The sequence below is a fragment of the Halioxenophilus aromaticivorans genome (assembly GCF_042850945.1).
Taxonomy (GTDB): Bacteria; Pseudomonadota; Gammaproteobacteria; order Pseudomonadales; family Cellvibrionaceae; genus Halioxenophilus; species Halioxenophilus aromaticivorans.
Map to the genome: position 1 here is coordinate 3,467,202 of NZ_AP031496.1, position 19,298 is coordinate 3,486,499.

General features: G+C 49.9%; 20 protein-coding genes. 6 read left to right on the plus strand and 14 right to left on the minus strand.

What is annotated here, in order from left to right; translation table 11 throughout:
* Positions 1-40 precede the first annotated feature (40 nt).
* The 8 genes from ACGHM3_RS14975 to ACGHM3_RS15010 form a co-directional block, all read right to left on the minus strand.
* Positions 41-1,480: an amidohydrolase family protein gene (locus tag ACGHM3_RS14975; RefSeq protein WP_345422801.1), complete on the minus strand. Its 1,440-nt coding sequence runs from the start codon at positions 1,478-1,480 to the stop codon at positions 41-43.
* Positions 1,481-1,488: 8 nt separating this feature from the next.
* Positions 1,489-2,841, minus strand: coding sequence for a CoA transferase (locus ACGHM3_RS14980; protein ID WP_345422804.1), 1,353 nt, complete (start codon positions 2,839-2,841; stop codon positions 1,489-1,491).
* 112 nt (positions 2,842-2,953) lie between these two features.
* Positions 2,954-3,274, minus strand: coding sequence for a 2Fe-2S iron-sulfur cluster-binding protein (locus ACGHM3_RS14985; protein ID WP_345422807.1), 321 nt, complete (start codon positions 3,272-3,274; stop codon positions 2,954-2,956).
* Positions 3,275-3,310: 36 nt separating this feature from the next.
* Positions 3,311-3,991: an SDR family oxidoreductase gene (locus tag ACGHM3_RS14990; protein ID WP_345422810.1), complete on the minus strand. Its 681-nt coding sequence runs from the start codon at positions 3,989-3,991 to the stop codon at positions 3,311-3,313.
* A 281-nt stretch (positions 3,992-4,272) separates the two neighbouring features.
* Positions 4,273-4,503, minus strand: a complete 231-nt coding sequence (locus tag ACGHM3_RS14995) for a lipoyl domain-containing protein (protein ID WP_345422812.1) — start codon at positions 4,501-4,503, stop codon at positions 4,273-4,275.
* Positions 4,504-4,522: 19 nt separating this feature from the next.
* A complete protein-coding gene (locus ACGHM3_RS15000) occupies positions 4,523-6,544 on the minus strand; it encodes a thiamine pyrophosphate-dependent enzyme (RefSeq protein WP_345422815.1) in 2,022 nt (673 codons plus the stop codon).
* 625 nt (positions 6,545-7,169) lie between these two features.
* Entirely contained in the window at positions 7,170-8,141 is a 972-nt protein-coding gene (locus ACGHM3_RS15005) for an LLM class flavin-dependent oxidoreductase (protein WP_345422817.1), read from the minus strand.
* Between the two features lie 56 nt (positions 8,142-8,197).
* Complete coding sequence (locus tag ACGHM3_RS15010) at positions 8,198-9,214, minus strand: NAD(P)-dependent alcohol dehydrogenase (RefSeq protein ID WP_345422820.1); 1,017 nt, start codon at positions 9,212-9,214, stop codon at positions 8,198-8,200.
* A gap of 563 nt (positions 9,215-9,777) precedes the next feature.
* Here ACGHM3_RS15010 and ACGHM3_RS15015 point away from each other — a divergent pair.
* From ACGHM3_RS15015 to ACGHM3_RS15025, 3 genes are all read left to right on the plus strand, one after another.
* The gene (locus ACGHM3_RS15015) at positions 9,778-10,542 is read left to right on the plus strand and encodes a 3-oxoacyl-ACP reductase FabG (RefSeq protein WP_345422823.1); all 765 of its coding nucleotides are present in this window, start codon (positions 9,778-9,780) and stop codon (positions 10,540-10,542) included.
* Between the two features lie 128 nt (positions 10,543-10,670).
* Entirely contained in the window at positions 10,671-11,678 is a 1,008-nt protein-coding gene (locus ACGHM3_RS15020; protein ID WP_345422826.1) for an NAD(P)-dependent alcohol dehydrogenase, read from the plus strand.
* A 148-nt stretch (positions 11,679-11,826) separates the two neighbouring features.
* On the plus strand, positions 11,827-12,099 hold the full coding sequence (locus ACGHM3_RS15025; protein ID WP_345422829.1) for a nuclear transport factor 2 family protein: 273 nt from the start codon (positions 11,827-11,829) through the stop codon (positions 12,097-12,099).
* A gap of 527 nt (positions 12,100-12,626) precedes the next feature.
* Here ACGHM3_RS15025 and ACGHM3_RS15030 read toward each other — a convergent pair.
* The gene (locus tag ACGHM3_RS15030) at positions 12,627-13,127 is read right to left on the minus strand and encodes a MarR family transcriptional regulator (protein ID WP_345422831.1); all 501 of its coding nucleotides are present in this window, start codon (positions 13,125-13,127) and stop codon (positions 12,627-12,629) included.
* Positions 13,128-13,265: 138 nt separating this feature from the next.
* Between ACGHM3_RS15030 and ACGHM3_RS15035 the strand changes: the two genes are divergently transcribed.
* The 3 genes from ACGHM3_RS15035 to ACGHM3_RS15045 are packed head-to-tail and all read left to right on the plus strand — an operon-like array spanning position 13,266 to position 15,410.
* Positions 13,266-14,069, plus strand: a complete 804-nt coding sequence (locus tag ACGHM3_RS15035) for an SDR family oxidoreductase (protein ID WP_345422834.1) — start codon at positions 13,266-13,268, stop codon at positions 14,067-14,069.
* 29 nt (positions 14,070-14,098) lie between these two features.
* Positions 14,099-14,860, plus strand: a complete 762-nt coding sequence (locus ACGHM3_RS15040) for an SDR family oxidoreductase (protein WP_345422837.1) — start codon at positions 14,099-14,101, stop codon at positions 14,858-14,860.
* A 31-nt stretch (positions 14,861-14,891) separates the two neighbouring features.
* Positions 14,892-15,410 carry a nuclear transport factor 2 family protein gene (locus ACGHM3_RS15045; RefSeq protein WP_345422840.1) on the plus strand — a complete coding sequence of 173 codons (519 nt, stop codon included), beginning with the start codon at positions 14,892-14,894 and terminating at the stop codon, positions 15,408-15,410.
* Here ACGHM3_RS15045 and ACGHM3_RS15050 read toward each other — a convergent pair.
* The 5 genes from ACGHM3_RS15050 to ACGHM3_RS15070 are packed head-to-tail and all read right to left on the minus strand — an operon-like array spanning position 15,407 to position 19,212.
* A complete protein-coding gene (locus ACGHM3_RS15050) occupies positions 15,407-16,306 on the minus strand; it encodes an SDR family NAD(P)-dependent oxidoreductase (protein ID WP_345422843.1) in 900 nt (299 codons plus the stop codon). The two genes, ACGHM3_RS15045 and ACGHM3_RS15050, sit on opposite strands and share 4 nt — an antisense overlap.
* A gap of 9 nt (positions 16,307-16,315) precedes the next feature.
* Positions 16,316-17,110 carry an alpha/beta hydrolase gene (locus ACGHM3_RS15055; RefSeq protein WP_345422846.1) on the minus strand — a complete coding sequence of 265 codons (795 nt, stop codon included), beginning with the start codon at positions 17,108-17,110 and terminating at the stop codon, positions 16,316-16,318.
* A gap of 3 nt (positions 17,111-17,113) precedes the next feature.
* A complete protein-coding gene (locus ACGHM3_RS15060; protein WP_345422849.1) occupies positions 17,114-17,875 on the minus strand; it encodes an SDR family oxidoreductase in 762 nt (253 codons plus the stop codon).
* 55 nt (positions 17,876-17,930) lie between these two features.
* A complete protein-coding gene (locus ACGHM3_RS15065; protein WP_345422852.1) occupies positions 17,931-18,359 on the minus strand; it encodes a nuclear transport factor 2 family protein in 429 nt (142 codons plus the stop codon).
* Positions 18,360-18,381: 22 nt separating this feature from the next.
* Complete coding sequence (locus ACGHM3_RS15070; RefSeq protein WP_345422856.1) at positions 18,382-19,212, minus strand: SDR family oxidoreductase; 831 nt, start codon at positions 19,210-19,212, stop codon at positions 18,382-18,384.
* Positions 19,213-19,298 lie beyond the last annotated feature (86 nt).

Consider the following 19,298-nt stretch of genomic DNA (forward strand, 5'->3'; position numbering starts at 1 on the left):
TAGATCGTTTTTTCCAGAAACGCTATTGTTTCAGTACCGATTAGGCCCATTGGCTGTCGGCGTAAATAATGTTGCCATCGCAGAAGGTCAATGCCACTTGGTCGCTAGCCAGATTTTTTTCTATCGATTGCCACGGAGCTTTCATCAGCACGAGGTCTGCAGGCTGCCCCGCCGCCAGGGCTCTTAGCTGCCCGCCTGGATGCATAAAATCCCCACCAAATAAATTTAAAGCCGCCAAGGGAGTGAGGGCTTCATTGCCTTGCAACTCCTCACCTGCGCGGGTGCGTCGATTAACCGCAGCGCGCATGGCCAACCAGGGGTCGATACTGCCGTAGGGCGCGTCACTGCCGGCAGCAAAAGCGACACCGGCCTGGGTAAAGCTGCGGCCCCGGTAGAGATTGAGTAAATCCTCGCTGGCCACTTCTTTGAGATAACGATCGCCACGCTCGTAAATAAACTGAGGTTGGCTCACGGCGGTAACACCAAGGGTGGCCATTTGTTGAAGAACGTAATCGTCTGCCACAGACGCGTGTTCTATGCGATCGTTTAAAATACACTGCGTCTGTGCCAATGCCGCCACAGCAAAATGAATTTCCACCAAGGTAACACAGTGAAATGCCACCGGGCGTTGCTGCCTATGGGCGGCATCAATGCGTGCAACCAGCTGCTCTAGCTCCGGGAGGTTTACTTCCCGCAGGTAGATTTTCTCAGGGCCTAGGCCAATTTTTGAAGATACCGGTAAGCTCGCCGTTGCCAGGCTTGGCTGCCCCATTATCAGCAACTTTTGCCGCAGCTCTCCCCGTGATTGCGCAAGGCTCAGGGCGGAAAAGGTTTCTGAGTTATTATTAACACCGGCATCGGTAAGGTGGGTAATGCCAAAACGTGCCAGCGCTTGGGATAACGCTGTTAAATCGGCAGGCCGTTTAGGGATTCTTTGCCCTAGCCAAGCATCCAGATTATAAAACCGGCCGGTGGGCTGGCCCGAGCCATCCAACTCTACCCCTTCGGGCAAAGGCTGGCTTAAATTAAGCGCCGCCATGGCCTGTGAATTAAACACCCACAGCATACCGCTACGATGTTGCAGCCGCACCGGGCGATTGAGTTGAAGCTGATCCAACCACCGAGCGTTTAAACCGGGGCATACGCTGTCATCCACGCCTACACCACGCAGCCAGTCGTTACCGGGTGCCTGAGCTAACGCAGAGCGCAACTCGGCTTGGTTGTTCACATTGGGGGGGCCGCAAGCAACAGAGTTTTGAGCTGCGGCAGTGGCAAATAAATGTAGATGGTGGTCGTACAAGCCCGGCAACAGCAAATTGCCTTGGGCAGATATTACAACTTCACCCTGCGCCTCAGCCAAGCCCTGCTCCAGTTGCTGTATTTCCCCGCCGGCAATACGCAGGTCGACAATCTCACCGGAGATCAGCTGTGCGTTGCGCAACAGAAAGCGATTACCGCTTTGATTAACAGCTTCTAACACTGCAACGTTTACCCTTTATCACTTGCCTGGGCGGATGTTACCTCGGCCATCACGGTTTGGGTATGTTCACCCAAGGCAGCAGCCTTGGACTTTGCCTGCCGCGCCTGTGGCTCTGCTACTGTAAAGCGGTTTTGTTCAGTAGGCTCCTGGGGTTGGTCGTCGGCCTTCGCAGCTGAAAAGCTGGCACAGTAACGGCTAACGCCAAACAGCGAGGTATCCAACACCACCCCGCCGCCAGCTTGCCAAAATGCCCAGGCCGCCAATGCCCCATGTATGCCGGTAAGCGGATCTGCCACAGCATCAGCGCAGAACACCGGCGGCCCCTGCTCTCCGGTGCAGGCCCAAGCCAAGCCGGCTGCAACACCAGCATCATCGCCATAAGCAATCCATTCTGCTTGGGGGCCCTGCCTACCGTACCCGGTTATGCTCAGCCAAACTTTGCCCGGCTGATTTGCCATCTCGGAACGGCTGCGCACCAGCGCCTCGGCGTCCATACCCAATTGTTGCAGCGCGCGGGGCCGAGACGCTTCGATGACGATGTCGGCCCAATCCAGTAATTGCCGCAATTGGTGCCGGCCTACCTCGGTTTTAAAATCTACGGCCACACTTTGCTTGTTGTGGTGCAACAGATCGTAAAACTGGCTAGGCCCAAAACGGGCGCCATCCGGGCGTTGACTACTTTCCACTTTCACTACCCGTGCGCCACAATCCGCCAGCAAAGCGCCGCACAAAGGGCCGGCCCATAGACTGCTGAGATCAACCACCCTGGGCGCTCGCGGCGGTACTTGGCTTACCGCTAAATGCTGGACAGAATACCAATTCACAGGCACTTTGGCTTGCTCAGGCGGTGACCACCGTGCAGCGGCCAAGCCCAACAGTTGGGCGCGCTGCAGTAAACCATCACAGCTTTTAGTTGCAATAAAAGGTTTAAGATCTGTTACGGTCGGTAGTTCCTGTTCCAACCAAGCAGGCAATAGATCGAGATCGTCCGGGCGGGCCAAGTTGAGTGCCAGTATGCCATCCTGGGCTCGATAGAATCGGCAGGCGCCGCCGGCGGACACGCCGCCTTGGCGCCCTAACCCAGCGATGGCAGCGCGCTCGCCAATTAATTGATGAGCAGCGCTATTGTGCCCCAAGGCGCTATCGCTAATGGCTTGTAGTGCGAGCCAGGCTCCTTGCACGGCACTGGCCACCGGTGCCCGGCACCGTAAACCGGGGCTGCTGGCATAGCCGGTAAGCCATTGGCCACCAGATTGCGCCCACAACTGAGTTGCACTGCGCTCGTCTTTAATGACAGGCAAATTGGGCAAGTTAAGGCTGGCGAGGAGTGCTTGGGCGTATTGAGACGGCGTTAAGGGCATGGCTTACACCTGTGGCACTTGGGCTGGGGCAAGCTTACAAAAAGAGGATTGCAAAACTAAACCCACTCGCGGTAACGAGTGGGCTGAGGTCGGAAACGCGATTTGGGAACCCCTAGAATTGCGACTCCGGTAAGCGAACCTTAACGCCATCGAGCTCGTCGCTCATAAAGATCTGACAGCACAGGCGGCTGGTGGGCTCTGGGTCGATCAGACCCTCGAGCATTTCTGCTTCGGTTTCGCTGGGTGGGCCGACTTTCTCAGCCCAGGCCGGATCGACGAAAACATGGCAGGTTGCGCAAGCACAAGCACCGCCGCAATCGCCCAGGATACTAGGCACGCCGTTGTCTAATGCGGCCTGCATTAGATTATCGCCATTGGGGACATCGACTACGTGTTCGGTTTCTTCATGGTCGATATAAACTACTGTCGGCATGGATCTTTACTCTCCGTTTATTGTTCTGTTTTTTTACTACACGCGCCCGGTGACCGGAATAAGGGCACCGGTAACGGCATCAGCGCTATCACTCAGCAGGAAGAGTATAACGTCTGCCAGCGCGCTTGGCGCTACCCAGGTGGAAAAATCGGCATCTGGCATATCCTGCCGGTTAACCGGCGTGTCGATAATGCTGGGCATAACCGCATTTACCGTGATGTTCTTGCTTTTAAGCTCCTCGGCCAACGCCTCAGTGAGCTTAGAAACACCGGACTTCGACGCCGCGTATGCGCCCATCCCCATATCGGCCTTCACGGAGCCCGCAGCACTGATACTAACAATGCGGCCACCGGATGCCGGAATATGCGGCAAGGCGCTCTTAGTGGCATTGACGGCCGTGCGCACATTCATTTGGTACATTTTATCCCAGGTGTCGATGCTGCCATCACCCACTGTTTCCCAAGCAAAGCCGCCAGCAATGTTTACCACACCGTCAATTTTGCCAAATTGCTCCGCAATTGCAGCAAAAGCGGCCTGCGCAGCCTCGGCATCGCCTAGGTCGACTGCAGGAGTAGAATGAATGCCGGGCGCCGGCGCTCCGTCAACAAAATCCACACACACAACCGTGGCACCGGCCTGGTGTGCAGCGCTGGTAACGGCTCGCCCCAAGGTGCCCAAGCCACCGGTCACTACCAGTACTCTTTCGCTTAAGCTCATAGTATTACCCCAATTTATTCAGGTTTAGTTCTATTGATGTCACGGTTTTTATAATGCGGGCAGCTACCAAGGTAAAAACGCTTACGCTTTAGTAACTCTAAGGCTGATAACCATGACACCCAGAGAACAACTCGAACCGAAGGCAAGCGACGTTCAGGGCATACCAAAATTGGAGTCAGGGTAGGCACAGGCCTTTGTTTTATCAACTAGTAGATGTGTTAGGTAATCGTGACATGAATACAGCCCGCACCATGAAGGCGCGGGCCAATTTAAAGCGGAAGTTAAACGATCTCGCCGATTTCGGTACCCACCGGGTAGGTCTCACCAGCCGCTTGTTTTTGCACCAACTTACCCGACGCTGGAGCTTCAATTTCCTGCACGGATTTGTCGGTCTCCAGGGAATAGATTGCCTGCCCCTCTTCTACAGTGCTGCCGTCGGCAACCAGCCACTCCGCCAGCGTGCCTTCGGTGCTGGACATTTGCAGTTTTGGTATGGTCAATGATGTTGACATTATTATCCCCTTTTACTTTTTACTTAAACATTTCACGAACACGGGCAACAATACTAGCCACATTGGGCACCTGCGCGGTTTCGATGGTCTTAGAATAGGCTATGGGCGCGTAGGCTGCTCCGAAGCGAGTCGCAGGCGCCTTTAATTTAGTAAACAACTCTTCGTTAATGGTGGTGGCGATCTCCGATCCCAAACCACAGAACTCTACCGCGGCATGCACCACCAGCGCACGGCCAGTTTTTTCCGCCGATGACAAAATACGGTCGTAGTCCAGAGGTAACAGCGTGCGTAAATCCAATACCTCGGCATTGATACCGTCTTTGGCCAATTCTTCAGCAGCTTGCAAACACTGCATTACCTGCCAACCGTAGGTCACTAATGTGATGTCGGTACCTTCGCGTTTTACTTTAGCCACACCCAGTGGAATACGATAATCCCCCAGGGGTACTTCTTCGCGCAGGGCGTAGGTAAGCATCATGGATTCGAATTGAATACAGGGATCTTCGTCAAAGATACAACTCATCAGTAGGCCCTTGGCTTCGGTGGGCGTACTGGGGTAAACAATTTTCAAACCTGGTTGATGTAATAATAATGCCTCTGTGGATTGAGAATGCTGGGCGCCAAAACCACCAATGCCACCACCGCAGATCATACGTACCGTCATGGGTACGTTAGTGGTGGCGCCGGACATATAACGCTGTTTAGCCGCGTGGTTGGTGATCTGATCCAAACAAACACCGACGAAATCTGCAAACATAATCTCCGCCACTGGGCGCATGCCCACTAGGGCTGAACCCGTAGCCGCACCTATAATGGCCTGTTCTGCAATGGGTGTTGGCCGAATTCGCTCGCCCCACTTACTTTGCATCCCTTTAAAGCACTTAAACACACCACCGGGATCGTCGCCGATGTCTTCACCCAAGCAATACACCTGGTCATCCAGCTGCATGGAGGTGTCCAACGCACTTTGCACAGCCTCAAACATGGCCATTTCTTTGGTTTCGCCGGTGTATTCGGGCTCGGCTGCTCGTTTTGCTCGCTGGCCGCGGTATGGCACTACGCTGGGGTCGCCATACACGTCCAACAGCATTTCATCTTCGCCGGTGACTTTGCTGTCCATGGCCCAGGCCACCGCTTCTGCGGTTTCCTGCGCGGCCTCGCTGTCTATTTTCGCCAACTGATCTTCGCTGCAGATGCCAGCTTCCAGCAGCCGCTTTCGCAACGCAGGTACCGGCCAGTTTTCCTTGGCATCGGTTAATTCGTCACCTTTGAGTAAGTGGCTCCAACCCACACCAGCATGGGGCCCCAATCGCAAGGTGTGCGCCTCAACAAATACCGGGCCATTGCCGGCACGCACACTGGCAATGATTTCCTTCATGCCATTGTGAAAAGCCACAGGATCATTTCCGTTCAACTGAACGCCTCTAAAGCCTAATGCCTCGGCGCGGTCGGTGAAGTTCTCACTGGCGGTGTAATCGGGAATGGCGGTGTATTCGCCAATCTGGTTATTTTGACACATGAAAATAACCGGTAATTTCCACACGCCCGCGAGGTTCATGGCCTCGTGCACCGCACCGATACTGGTTGCACCATCGCCAAAGTTAACAATGGTAACTCGATCGGTACCCCGCATTTTTTCCGCCAAAGCCAAACCGTTGGCGATGGGTGCACCGGCGCCAACAATGGCCGTGGTCAACATGGAACCAGAGGCCGGATCGGAAATATGGGGAGAACCACCTTTACCTTTGTTCACACCGCCTTCACGGCCCAGCGCTTCTGCGAACAAACCTTTTAAAGGTACGCCTTTAGCAACCTGATCGTGAATACCACGGTAGATTGTCACCATGTGGTCTTTTTCATTGATTAGTGGCGCAATAGACGCTGGAATGGCCTCTTGCCCAGTCATGGGCCAGTAGGTGAACATGAATTTACCGCTGGATAAACCACCCTGAATGGCTTTATCGACTTCTCTTATACGAGACATCTGGCGATAAATTTCGGTGAGCGTGCCAGGATCAACGGACTGGATGTCAGAAGACATTACTTCTCTCCTATCGTTTTAATTTTTCTAAAATATACGAGGCGTTACTAATTCAACAAAATTCAAAGCAGTGTTGATATAAACCGTATTAAATCGTGTTGGCGTTATTTGTTTTATTTTTTTAAGTCGCGCATACGAGTTCTGTAACGACTCTGCAGTGCAACAATTGCGAGTTATATTAACTCCCAATTAGGCGCCAATTCCAGCCAGAAACATCTGCAAAAAAAAATATTTGATGTTTTGTTTCAGGTGCGAACGAGCATCGTAGATGCGAACCTCTAAAAGTTCGCATATGTAAATATGATTCGCAACAGTAATCTTTACAAATACACTTTAAAAAAGCTGCAGATAAACACTAAACGGGATGTTGTGTATATAAACGGACAATTACACGCACCTACCAAAAACAGATAAACCTTTTCAAATTTCGCTATTAAACACAAACCGATATTGTGTTAGTTAATATTTTTGCCAGCCACAGGCGAATGTTTACCACTGCGATTTTTCATCAAGCCTACGGTTAGTTTTAATACGCGTTGAACACGGCGCTAATAAAAGATCAACACTCCACCCACCAAAACTGGATCCGACTTAAACCAAAACAAAGAGCAAATGTCATCATCCGCTAGAGCAGTGGCAACAAGTATTGTTCAATATTGGTGAGATATGACCAGGCGATTTTAGGGGGGCATCCACCGCACAGGGGATGAAGCGATAACGACCCCCACAGGTTAATTTGCCCAACAGCCTCCGCTGGGGTAAGGATTTGATGCGCGGCACGTTCCTCACGCAAGGATTCTACCGTTTGCGCCTGGGATAAGCTTACTGTTTGGTGCTTGGTGTTTCGGTTCCATTCTGCATAGGACCGAGCGTCTTGTAATAAGTATTGCCCCAGCTCTTGCCAAGCTGAATCTGGGTCTGGATCGACAAAGACGATACTGGGCCGATCAGCCGACGGCAATACTAGTGGGCCGGGCTGGTGGCCCGCCGCCAAGGAAGATTCTCTGTAGATCTTACCAAGTTCAGGGTTGTCCGTTTGTGCAAAGAAACCAAGGCCTAATCGCCCAGCCCTGCGGGCTGCTGGCTTAGATGCCCCGCCCCACATAATGGGAGGCCTTGGGCTTGTGAACGGCGCTGGGGTAACGCGCAGGGGCTCACTAGCCCGCTGGGCCTTGTCCAACTCACACAGTAATTGCTCAACCTTTTGATCAGCTATACGGCCTCGCTCGTTAAAGTCCAGGCCATACAGAGCGTATTCCTCAGGGCGGTAGCCTATCCCCAAAACATAAGTAACCCTACCTCGGCTAATGTAATCCAAGGCAATGATTTCTTCTGCTAATCGCACCGGATCGTACATGGGCAGTAATGCACAGCCGATAAGAAATTTAACATTACTGGTTCGCGCAGCCATGGCGGTAGCCACCACTAGTGGGGACGACATATAGCCATCCTCAGCGGCATGGTGCTCGGTTAAACCGATGGTAAAACCCGGTTTACCGTCAGCCCATTGCGCCATGTCCAAAGCAGCGTGATATTGATCCGCTATTTGCGCGGCGTTCATGTTGGGCAAGCGTAAATCAAAACGCATAGAAAGCATGGTGACCGTCCTAGTAGTAACTAATCGTTATTATCTTGTTTAAGGTTAACTCGGGACTAGAATTCGATCGCTATTTTACCAAACTGCCGCCCAGTCTTTAGATACTCTAGGGCTTTTGGCAATTCATCGAACGCAAATGTGGAATCGATAACCGGTACAACTCGGTGAAATTCTAGCGCGCGGTTTAAGGCTTCAAAATCGTCTCGGCTGCCCACCCTAATTGGAGTAATATCGACACTGGAGGAAAACAAAGACTCAGTCTGGTTCGGCCAGCCGGTAATCAGCCCCACCAATGCCAGCCGCCCACCTAACCGGGTACTGGCAAGAGCTTTATCCAAAGTCTTTGCACCGCCCAATTCCACTGTTAAATCCACGCCAACGCCGCCGGTTAATCTTTTAACTTCTTCCTGCCAGTTGGTGTGTAGGCTATAGTTGATAACCCCATCTGCACCGAGTTTTTTTAGCCGCCGACAGCGCTCATCGGTGGAAGACATAGCAATCACTCGGGCACCAAAAAGCTTGGCCAATTGCACCACGAATGTGGCCACCCCCCCGCCGCCTTGAACCAACACTGTTGTACCAGGTAATAAGGCCGCACTACCACACAACGCATGCCACGCGGTGACTGCCGCCACCGGTAAACAAGCGCCTTCGACAAAACTTAAGTGGCTTGGCAGCTTCACCAACTCGCTATGATGTACCACCATTTCACGTTGCATGGTCCCAGGTAAAGGGCCACCCCGCGCTTTGGCGCCAAGTTCTGGCCGCCAAGGCCCGCCGATCCAATGCGGGTTATAGGTAAGCGCTACCTTGTCACCCAGCTTTACCCTAGCATCTAGACTACCCACGTCTGGCGCCATTTCTATTATTTCACCAGCGCCATCCGAGCATGGGATTAACCCCTCGGGGAATTTCCCCAGCTGTCCTGTCACCGCCAATAGATCACGATAGTTAACTGAAGCAGCCCGCATAGCCACGCGAACCTGCCCACGGGCCAATGGCCCAGGATTGCTTACCTCGTCAACAAACAACGATTCAACGCCCGTGAATTCAAAGGTGCGAAAAATTTTCATAGCTAGCGCCTATCGCAATTGGGAACCACTATACTATGACGGATTTTTAGCTAAAACCAATACGGATTAATTCAGTCAATCAAGAAACCTTATCAAAGACCTCACAAAAGAATTACAACGATTATGCCGTTAAGCTTGGCCTCTGCCAAAAACAACCGCCAATGTATTGGCTATATTTCGCCAACACCTTATCAAACTAAAGCCGAAAGAAATCGGAAGCCTACACAACAGCATGCCGCACAATCCAACAAAACTCTTAGTAACGTTCCTAATTAAAGAACATTGTGCGATAAACCCCAACCTATGAGTGCTAAACACTGTACTGTGAGCAGTTTGTATGAAAATATTTAGAGGATATCTTTTAGAGTGAATATTTTTTGAACTCGGATTTTTTGAGATACAAAGAACGCACAAATAAACCTGGTTACTAACTGGCCGTTGTAGAGAAAAGAGTATGCGATAGCTCAATCTTATAAAGAATAACCACAAACTATTTGTAAGCCCTGTGTAAAATATAAACCTTTATTAAACTTTAATACCAAAACGACTACCTGGAGAAACGTATGAAAATGATTCCTGCACCACTTAATGATAAGGTCGCAGTCGTTACAGGGGGAGGTTCAGGCATGGGAAGATCGATCGCAGAAAGATTCGCGCGCGATGGTGCCAAGGTAGCTGTCTGGGATATCAACGCTTCTGGTGCCGAGGAAACCGTAAGGGCTATTACAAACGCAGGACACTCAGCAATAGCCATCGAGGCCGACTGCTCGGAAGAACAAGCAATTAAGTCCGCCGCCGACCAGACGCGAGCAGCGTTGGGTCGCATTAACATTTTAGTAAATAATGCTGCGATAGGGCCTCATGTTTCTTACTTTGATATATCAAAGCAACTGTGGGACGACATTATTCGTATAAACCTAACCGGGCCACAACTCTGTATTCGTGAAATGTTGCCTGCCATGCTTGAGGCGAAATGGGGCCGCGTTATCAACATAACCTCATCGTCCACTCAAAGTGGTTCACCTAGCCAAGCGCACTACGTTGCTAGTAAAGGCGGTTTACTTGGATTAACAAAGGCGCTTGCAAACGAGTTTGGCAAAAGCGGTGTAACCTTTAATATGGTACCGCCAGGGTCAATTGATACGCCGATGTTACGTAAGGTAAGTAATATCGACATGGATGGCTTTGCTAAGATGATACCTGTTGGTCGGCTAGGCACCGGTGACGACATCGCTGCTGCTTGCGCATACTTGGCGTCACCTGATGCAGGATATATTACCGGCCAAACCATCAGCGTAAACGGGGGTCGATACATGGGGTCGGCCTGAATCTACTGCCAAATTAGAATTACCGGCCGCGCAGTCAATAAAACGGGCAACTTAGAGATCAGAAACCGCCATAAAAGCGTCGTAGCAACGCCCAACGGGAATTACCTCACATTCTAAAGGCCACCAATATGAGAGCAATGCGACTACGACAGCCTGCTTCGCTGAAAAACCTATACCTAGATTCAATCGAGATCTCTACTCCCGGGCCTGATGAAATTCAGGTACGCATTAAAGGGGCTTCCGTCAATTTTAGAGATGGTTTGGTGGTCAATGGTTTCTTTCCAGTTGATAATGGGTTAATCCCATTATCTGACGGAGCTGGCGAAATCATAGCTGCCGGCAAAAACGTAAAAGAATTTGTTATTGGTGATCGTGTTGTCAGTACTTTTCATCCGAATTGGTTGACTGGCCATATTGAACGAACACAACTGAATAACAGCCCTGGCGGCCCTGCGGATGGTTTTGCCTGTGACATCGTAACAAGACCGGCACATCACTTTACACATGCGCCTCAGCACCTTTCATTTACCGAGAGTGCAACACTGACATGCGCAGGCGTTACTGCATGGCGTGCTGTCGCCGTAGACGCCGACGTTAAACCAGGAAACACAGTACTGATTTTAGGCACAGGTGGCGTTTCTCTGTTCGCGCTGCAGTTTGCTAAAGCTGCAGGCGCTAAAGTGATTGCTACTACTTCTAATGAAAAGAAAATGGAAAAGCTTGAGCACATGGGCGCAGATCATGTGGTTAACTACACCAAAACTGGTAATTGGGCCGATGCAGTATTGTCCCTAACCAACGGCATTGGTGTCGATGTAGTGGTAGAAGTGGGAGGCCCAAACACGATGGCACAATCACTGAAAGCCTGCCGTACTGGAGCCCATGTAGCGATTATTGGTGCAGCTGCAGGCTTCGACATTGATACTATCCCTTTTGCGGTTATACAGTCCAAACGATTACGATTACAGGGGGTTACCGTTGGTAGCCGAGCCGATCAAATTACAATGGTAAAAGCAATGGAACTAGACCGGATCAAACCCTATATCGGCGCCACTTTTCCGCTAGAGTCATTGCCAGATGCCTTCATCACTCTGAATAACAATGGTCATTTCGGTAAAATTGCTATCGAAGTTTGATGGGTACGAGATATGTACGAAGAAAATAAAACGTTAGCACGAGCTTATTTCGATGCGCCGAGGCGGTCTACCAGATGAAATGATCACTGATGATTTTACAGGCTGGACCACCCTAAGCGGCCACAGCGACGGAACAAGCTATCAATAAATGACGCGTAAATTGGGGAAAATATTCCCAGAGCGTTTGGAATTCAACATTCAATCTCTGACCGCCGAAGAAGATAGGGTGATAGCCGAAGCAGAGTCTACATCTAATGCCACTCTAATCGATCGCTCATCCTATACAAATTCAGACGTATTTATTTTCCGCATACGTGCTGGTCTCATTGCCTCGGTAGCTGAGCACTTTAATGCAAAGATTGTCATTGAAAAATTAGTACCTTTAGTGGATCAGTTATCTTGCTCAAAGTCGCCCTTATAATTCGTTCGATTATCGAGACTTATCAATAAATCCACTTACAATTAATAAAAGCCCCAAAGCTTGACTGCATTGATAGAAACTCGCTCAGGCACCTGAAAGCTATCCTCACACCTTTAAAACTGAATATTTAGTGTCCGGTTTTTGCTGACCAGCACATGATTTTCTTAGGAATCCCTTTTGAATATATTGAATTAGCTACACAAGCCCGGCTAGAAGATCCTTACCTTAGCCAGCAGCTAAGAAAAGCGTGAACCACTCTTGGCGCAGTACCGATGAAAATTAAAGAAAACGAGGTAGGAGATTGCGTTAGCGGCTGACATCAATCACCCACTTACTTATGTACAGAATCCGGTTATCGACATCCGCCCTGGCGCACCATAGTGTGCATGTCCTGGATGTCCTGGATGCCCTGCATGCGATTGAATAGCCGAATCCAAAAGAATCACACCTGGCTTAGTTTTTATTTTCTACTTATGCTGAGCAGACATCAGTGCCAAGTGAATCCAATAACCTTGAGACTTGGTCCGCTAACGATCGGCTTTGTTACCTTTTGGGCCGTCTTCGTTCCAGTCCGTGCTAATGTCTTGGGTAACCTGAATTAAAGACGATTTCAAATTCTGACAGAACTGAGCCATGGCAAGCATACGTGCTTCTGCGATAGGATTACCAGCAACCTCAGTGTTGGAGCGTAACATTGCGGCCATTTGGCCAAGCATTTTGGCTTTATCTAACATTAACACCGTATGGCCCTGGCCAATACTGTACAGTACTTTTTTACTACCACGCACGCTATGGCGCTTCACCATACCGGCCCGCTCTAATTCGCGAGCAGAGACACTGGCGGTACTTTTACTTATAGATAATTTATCACAGATGTCGTCTAAACCTACGGTCGTTTCCTGCAACAGAAGAAAGCTAAAAATTCTGGCGGCTGTAACGGGCATTCCCCAAGGTAACATGACTCGAGACATCTCTTCGATGAACTCAAGTTGTTGCGCATTGATTTTATTCTTTGCTATATTCGACATATACCGAATATACAAAACATAATAATTCCGGTCAATCGATAACGTTTTCACACCCAATAAATATGTGCGCACAACTTCACACGCCACAGAAGTCAATAAGCGCATTCAATTTAATAACAAAAATGCATAGGAAATTTTATGATTGGCGATGACCCTCTCGACCTAGCAGGACAAATAGCGTTTGTCACCGGTGCAGGTCAAGGCGCCGGTAGAGAAATAGCGCTTACTTTAGCAAAACACAATGCCGGCGGCATTGCAGTGAACGACTTTGTAAAACAACGCGCCCAGGCCGTGGCAGAAGAAATTAAAGCCCTAGGCGTGCCTGCCGTTGCTGCCGCTGCCGACGTGAGTGATACCGACGCATTAGACACAGCGATCACCCACGCGGAGCAACAGCTTGGAACCTTTTCCATTCTAGTTAACAACGCGGGCAACGCAGGGCCAACAGACGCCATGAATAGTTCACCGCTATTTTGGGATTCCCCTCGCGACGATTGGGAAAAATACTTCAAAACCAATTTATTTGGCGTGATGAATTGTTGCCATAGAATTTTACCCGGAATGACCAAAGCCGGTGGCGGCCGAGTGGTCACCATCGTATCCGACGCGGGCAGGATTGGAGAATCTCGACTAACAACCTATGGTGCAGCCAAAGCTGGCGCCGCAGGCTTTATGCGAGGCTTAGCCAAAGAAGCAGGCCGTTTTGGCGTTACTTGTAATTCGATTTCCTTATCTACCTTAGAGCCACCCTTACCCGAAGCTCAACTGCAAGAATATCTGGCCAGTGAGCGCGCCCAAAAGCATGTATCCCGCTATGTTGTACGGCGTTTTGGCAAGCCGTCTGATGTGGCCATGATGACGCTGTTTTTATGTTCCGATGCTGCCTCATGGATTACCGGGCAAACTTACCCCGTTAATGGCGGTTATACCTTTGCAGTGTAATTCTGCCACTTAACACTTTTGGAAATAATATGATGCAACCTTCTTCCATGCGAGATAAATCGGTGATCGTAACTGGCGCTGGAGGCGGCTTAGGGCGTGCAACCGCAGAGGCACTGACACGGCTGGATGCGAACCTATTGCTTGTAGACATTGATGCCGATGCATTGGCCGAAACAAAGTCCTTATTGGCATCTTCCCAACTAAGCACATTTACGCTGGTTCAAGATCTTAGCTCACAGTCAGATTGTTACGCTGTAATCGATTATGCACTTAAGCAGTTTGGCGGCATCCACGCCTTGTGTAATATCGCGGCTGTTTTATTCCCCGCCAATGTATCAGACTTCACATCACAGCAATGGGAAAGCACCTTGGCGGTCAATCTCAGCGCTCCCTTTTACCTAATCCAACGCGCCCTACCCGCTTTGGAAGAAAGCCAGGGTTCTGTGGTTAACGTTACCTCCTGCGCGGCCCATTTAGGCCAACCATATATTGGCGCCTACAGCGCTACAAAGGCGGGCTTAACACAGCTAACCAAATCCCTGGCGATGGAGTATATGAACCGCAAGGTACGCTTTAATGTCGTCGCGCCAGGAGGTATGGCCACGTCTATTACACACGCAATGAGAAATATTAAATCCCCCGATCCGCAACTACTAGGCCGAATGGCACCCCTGCGCGGTATGGTGGAAATTGAAGAGGTTGCACATACCGTTGCCTATTTGGCCACGCCTGCGGCATCCAGCTTTCATGGCGCAGTTATCAACATCGACCAGGGCATTACCTTGGGTTAATCGTCACAAAATTATAAAATCGGATATAGCTATGTCAGCACAAGATTTAAATAATTACTTCGCCAAAGAAGCCATTCGGGAATTAGCACTGCTGTACTGCCGAGGCGTAGATCGCCAGGATGTAGGCTTGCTCAGAGATCTGTATACAGAGGACGCCACCGATACCCACGGAGATACCTTTGACGGTAAGGCGAGTGACTACGTCGCCTTCTTAGAAAAGTCATTTCCGTATATGAAATACAGTGGTCATCATGTATGTAACCACTTAATTTCAGTGGACGGTGACACCGCCGAGGGTGAAGTCTACGCACTTGCTTATCATATAATCCCTGACGGCAAAGGCGGTGAACTAGAAGACTTTATGTGCGTACGTTATTTGGATCGCTATCGTTTGTGCGACGATGGTAAATGGCGCTTTGCCCAACGAGTGGTTACCTACGATCTGCGTAAACAAACCCCCAGTAACGGCAACATTCTCAATAATGAAGAGCCGAGTTGGGCATACTTTCAATCTGCGATGTTTACCAAAGGCGCCAGAGGTAGAAACTAGGATAAATAACTCACGCCCGCCAAACGCTCCGACTCGGCCCAGAGCTTGCCAGTGACAGCCTCTTCATGAGCTTTTTTATTGATCCGAGCTTTGTCTGGTTTACCACCGATTTCCAAAAAACCACCTGGGCCGTAATAGTCTCCACCTAACACCGGATTCGATTCAGCTGCCATGATGATTGGTCTTACAGCGTCTTGGGCATCGGGAACGATCTTTTCACCCTGTTTACGCAACCATTTACGCAGGGCACCGGTTTGCTCAAAAGAAACATTGCCTTTATGGATATTGGTATTGGCAAATCCAGGGTGAGCAGACAACGCAATAACATTACGCCCTAGGCTTTGGAGTCGCCGATTTAATTCCAATGTATGGTTCATAAGCGCCAATTTACCATTGGCATAGGCCTTCCACTCGTTGTACTCCTCCGCCCGCCAATTTAGGTTTTCCACTGATAATTCACCAAACCGGTGCGCCAAACTGTTTACATTGACAATTCTGGCCGGAGATTCCTCATCCATATTCGCATGCGGCAATAACAGCCCACTAAGCGCAAACGCCCCAAGGTAATTTGTGGCCATTTGCATCTCGTGGCCATGACCATTGCGCGTTAACGGTAGCGCAACGATTCCGGCGTTATTTATCAACACGTCCCATTGGCCCACCTGCGAACCAAACAGTTGTGAAAATGCCCTTATGGAATCGAGATTGGAAACATCCAGCGCCATCACAATCACATCGGCCTTAGGTGTTTGCGCTAAAACCTCCGATCGCGCGGCTTCTGCTTTGCTGGCACTGCGACACGCCATGACCACCCGCACACCACCGCTGGCGAAGTGACGAGTCGCAGCAAGGCCAATACCTGAATTTGCGCCAGTAATAACGATAGTTTTTTTCATACTGTATTTTTAGTCGGTTAGAAAATCTAAGATATGTTCTGCCACCACCGCAGGAGACTCTATGTTTATAAGGTGGCCTAGCCCTTGGTGATCAACACGCGTAACGCGCTGAGCGGCGTTTTCGATCAAACTGGCAATTAAACGGAAGTCATCTAGGTCTCGTTCACCGGTAAGTAATAAGGTTTCCACTTGTAAAGTAATGAGCCGATCTATATCGGGAAGCGCTTCTTGTTGGTAATCCTTCAGCCACTCTTCTCCGGAATATCGCGCGATAGAATCATACAACAGGTTGGCATCGGCTGTTCGCCGAGTGGTATCGAACAATGGATGCTGCCACCAACTCTGCTTAGCTGTGGCCATGTTACCGCTTCGCGCGGCGGCGGTTATGGACCGCCACTTTTCCACCCACGGCTCCGACCATTGCCAACCGACCAAACCAGGACTCAACAGGACTAGTTTGTTCAGTCTTTGCGGGTATCCCAGAGCAAAATTTAACGCGATGGCGCCACCCATCGACAGGCCTACAACATTAAAACGAGATAAATTTAATGAGTTCACCAAAGACAGAAGGTCTGAGGTATGACTAAAAGGCTCTGGCACCGTGATTTTACTAAGACCAAAGCCTCGTAGGTCGTAACGAATTCGGGGAAAGTTTTCCGGTAATTGATCCCAAACTAACGACCAAGACGCCATGTCACCAGCGAAACCATGCAAGAAAATGGTAGCCGGCTCTCCAGGCACTTGTTCAATATAAAAAGAAATTCCCTCGGCCGTAATGAAATGAGACGGCTCAGATACGCTCAATGGCTAACCTCGCCATCCCCGCAGTTTGTTTCCTGCATCACAGTTAACAATTTCGCAATTAATAAAACGGCCTTCATTCGATGCTAAAAACAATGCCAGATTGGCGATGTCGCTCGCGGTGCCGTGTAAATCCACAAGCTGCATCGCTTGAATTCTTGCGTGGGTTTCAGCGGTCAGTGCCGCTTTGTTCGCCGGGGTCTCCATCAAACCAGGAGCAATACCTACCGCTCTAATACCCTCAGCGCCATATACATTAGCCATACCATAAATCAGGGAATTGAGCATCGCCTTGCTAACACCATAGCCGTTGGCAGGCACATAAGAAGCCATGGAAGTTTGTTTAATAATAACCCCTTTGGCGCGCGCTAAAGAGGGGCGTAACGCTTCGGCCAACATCAGTGGCGCCAGGCTGTTAACAGACAAATAATGCAGCCATTTTTCTTTGGATATCTGATTAATCGGTAAATTCACTTCACCGTAGGCAATACCTGCATTGTTGTACAACACATGTACCAACTCGTGCTTGCCGCAAATGGCTTCGCCCACTTCTTTGACGGATTGTTCATCTGACACGTCTAGAGTGAAGCTCTCAGCTGTGCCACCTTCAGCTTCTATATTAGCTTGAGTTTGCGCCAAGCCTTCAGAGTTGAGGTCAATTAAAACAAGGTGTGCACCTTGCTTTGCAAACAATTGGGCGCTGGTTTGACCTAGGCCGCTACCAGCCCCGGTAATGACCACCACGCGGTTGTCGAATTGGTTACTCATATACTTCTCGGTCAGTTTTAATTATTTAATCGGCCACCCGTTTAACTAATCGAAGCTATTCTAGTGGCGCTGTTACATCCAAATGCAGACGGGTTAGCTTTAGCTTTTGTAGCTTCCAAACGCCATCGATTTTCAACCACAGCTCATGATAATGCCCAAAGCCAGTGAGCGACGGCTTACCATCCCCCCAGACTACCCGGTCTTGCATGGCCCATATCACACTTGCCTCATTGCCTTGTATATCGATCTCTGGGTTGTGAACATGGTGGCAGGTTTTCGCGTATTCTATGGAGGATCTCACCTGCGCCAAAGCCGCTTGTTTACCTTTTACCAACGGAATATTGCCCGCACCATCGGTATCTAGCACAAAATCGTCGGTCCATAAATCAGACCACGCTTGCCATTTTTTGGTATCCAACAGTCGGCAATACTGCGCCTTAGCATTGCACAGAGCTATCCAATCTTGTACATGTTGAGTATCCATAGACGTTTCCTTACTAGCTGCCTCAACTCACTGAAAACCCGCCATCAACGGCGAGCACTTGATTGGTCACTCGACGCGCCATCGGTGACACAAAATAGAGTACTGCTGATGCGATATCTTTAGGCTCACACCGGCCCAATGGTACGTTACGCGAACCAGGCCCACAGGCAGGCGGCCCTTTGGCTGCATTCGCTCCCGGAGTGGCCACGCCACCGGGTAAAACGGTGTTAACCGTAATTCCGTGTTCGGCTAATTCATAGGCTGTAGTTTGACTTAAACCCAACAAGGCTCCTTTGGATGCTCCGTAGGCTACCAACCCCTGGACGATCCCACCCTGCAAAACCATGGACGCTAAATTGACCACTCGGCCACCTTGAGCGTTCGTGATCATCATCCTGGCAAACTCCCGGGTTAGCAAAAAAGGACCACGGGCATTTACGCCATGTAGCCTATCCCACTCTTGCGCGCTGGTATCGAGAAAATGTTGTCGGTCTTGCAAACCGGCGTTATTGATTAAAGCCCAGGGCGAGCCAAATTGTTCCAATAAATTCTGAGAAAACCGCAGTATGCTGTCTTCATTGGATACATCCATCTCCAGAGCATTAACCAGAGCGCCCTTTGCATTCAAGTCAGCCGCTGCTTGCTGAGCGCCAGTGGAATCCACATCGGCGATAATCACATGAGCAGACGCTTGTGCCAAAAGAGAAGCAATGGCCAAGCCGATACCCTTACTGCCACCAGTGACAACGCAAATTTTGTTGCTCAAATCGATCAAGGAATCCACCGTAATTGAATAAATGACAGGATCAGCATTAAACGTAACATTGAGAATGCGATAAAGCGGTTCAGCCATAACTTATGGCTAAACCGAGGCGCTTTGTCGCGAATGAATAATTACTAGAGGTGGAGGGTGAGGCATTATGAACCTTATTTCGTCGC

What these genes read in the sequence shown, in the direction of transcription:
- ACGHM3_RS14980 (WP_345422804.1), bottom strand. Translation starts at nt 2,841, where the DNA reads ATGCCCTTAACGCCGTCTCAATACGCCCAAGCACTCCTCGCCAGCCTT.
- ACGHM3_RS14985 (WP_345422807.1), bottom strand. Translation starts at nt 3,274, where the DNA reads ATGCCGACAGTAGTTTATATCGACCATGAAGAAACCGAACACGTAGTC.
- ACGHM3_RS14990 (WP_345422810.1), bottom strand. Translation starts at nt 3,991, where the DNA reads ATGAGCTTAAGCGAAAGAGTACTGGTAGTGACCGGTGGCTTGGGCACC.
- ACGHM3_RS14995 (WP_345422812.1), bottom strand. Translation starts at nt 4,503, where the DNA reads ATGTCAACATCATTGACCATACCAAAACTGCAAATGTCCAGCACCGAA.
- ACGHM3_RS15000 (WP_345422815.1), bottom strand. Translation starts at nt 6,544, where the DNA reads ATGTCTTCTGACATCCAGTCCGTTGATCCTGGCACGCTCACCGAAATT.
- ACGHM3_RS15005 (WP_345422817.1), bottom strand. Translation starts at nt 8,141, where the DNA reads ATGCTTTCTATGCGTTTTGATTTACGCTTGCCCAACATGAACGCCGCG.
- ACGHM3_RS15010 (WP_345422820.1), bottom strand. Translation starts at nt 9,214, where the DNA reads ATGAAAATTTTTCGCACCTTTGAATTCACGGGCGTTGAATCGTTGTTT.
- ACGHM3_RS15015 (WP_345422823.1), top strand. Translation starts at nt 9,778, where the DNA reads ATGAAAATGATTCCTGCACCACTTAATGATAAGGTCGCAGTCGTTACA.
- ACGHM3_RS15020 (WP_345422826.1), top strand. Translation starts at nt 10,671, where the DNA reads ATGAGAGCAATGCGACTACGACAGCCTGCTTCGCTGAAAAACCTATAC.
- ACGHM3_RS15025 (WP_345422829.1), top strand. Translation starts at nt 11,827, where the DNA reads ATGACGCGTAAATTGGGGAAAATATTCCCAGAGCGTTTGGAATTCAAC.
- ACGHM3_RS15030 (WP_345422831.1), bottom strand. Translation starts at nt 13,127, where the DNA reads ATGTCGAATATAGCAAAGAATAAAATCAATGCGCAACAACTTGAGTTC.
- ACGHM3_RS15035 (WP_345422834.1), top strand. Translation starts at nt 13,266, where the DNA reads ATGATTGGCGATGACCCTCTCGACCTAGCAGGACAAATAGCGTTTGTC.
- ACGHM3_RS15040 (WP_345422837.1), top strand. Translation starts at nt 14,099, where the DNA reads ATGATGCAACCTTCTTCCATGCGAGATAAATCGGTGATCGTAACTGGC.
- ACGHM3_RS15045 (WP_345422840.1), top strand. Translation starts at nt 14,892, where the DNA reads ATGTCAGCACAAGATTTAAATAATTACTTCGCCAAAGAAGCCATTCGG.
- ACGHM3_RS15050 (WP_345422843.1), bottom strand. Translation starts at nt 16,306, where the DNA reads ATGAAAAAAACTATCGTTATTACTGGCGCAAATTCAGGTATTGGCCTT.
- ACGHM3_RS15060 (WP_345422849.1), bottom strand. Translation starts at nt 17,875, where the DNA reads ATGAGTAACCAATTCGACAACCGCGTGGTGGTCATTACCGGGGCTGGT.
- ACGHM3_RS15065 (WP_345422852.1), bottom strand. Translation starts at nt 18,359, where the DNA reads ATGGATACTCAACATGTACAAGATTGGATAGCTCTGTGCAATGCTAAG.
- ACGHM3_RS15070 (WP_345422856.1), bottom strand. Translation starts at nt 19,212, where the DNA reads ATGGCTGAACCGCTTTATCGCATTCTCAATGTTACGTTTAATGCTGAT.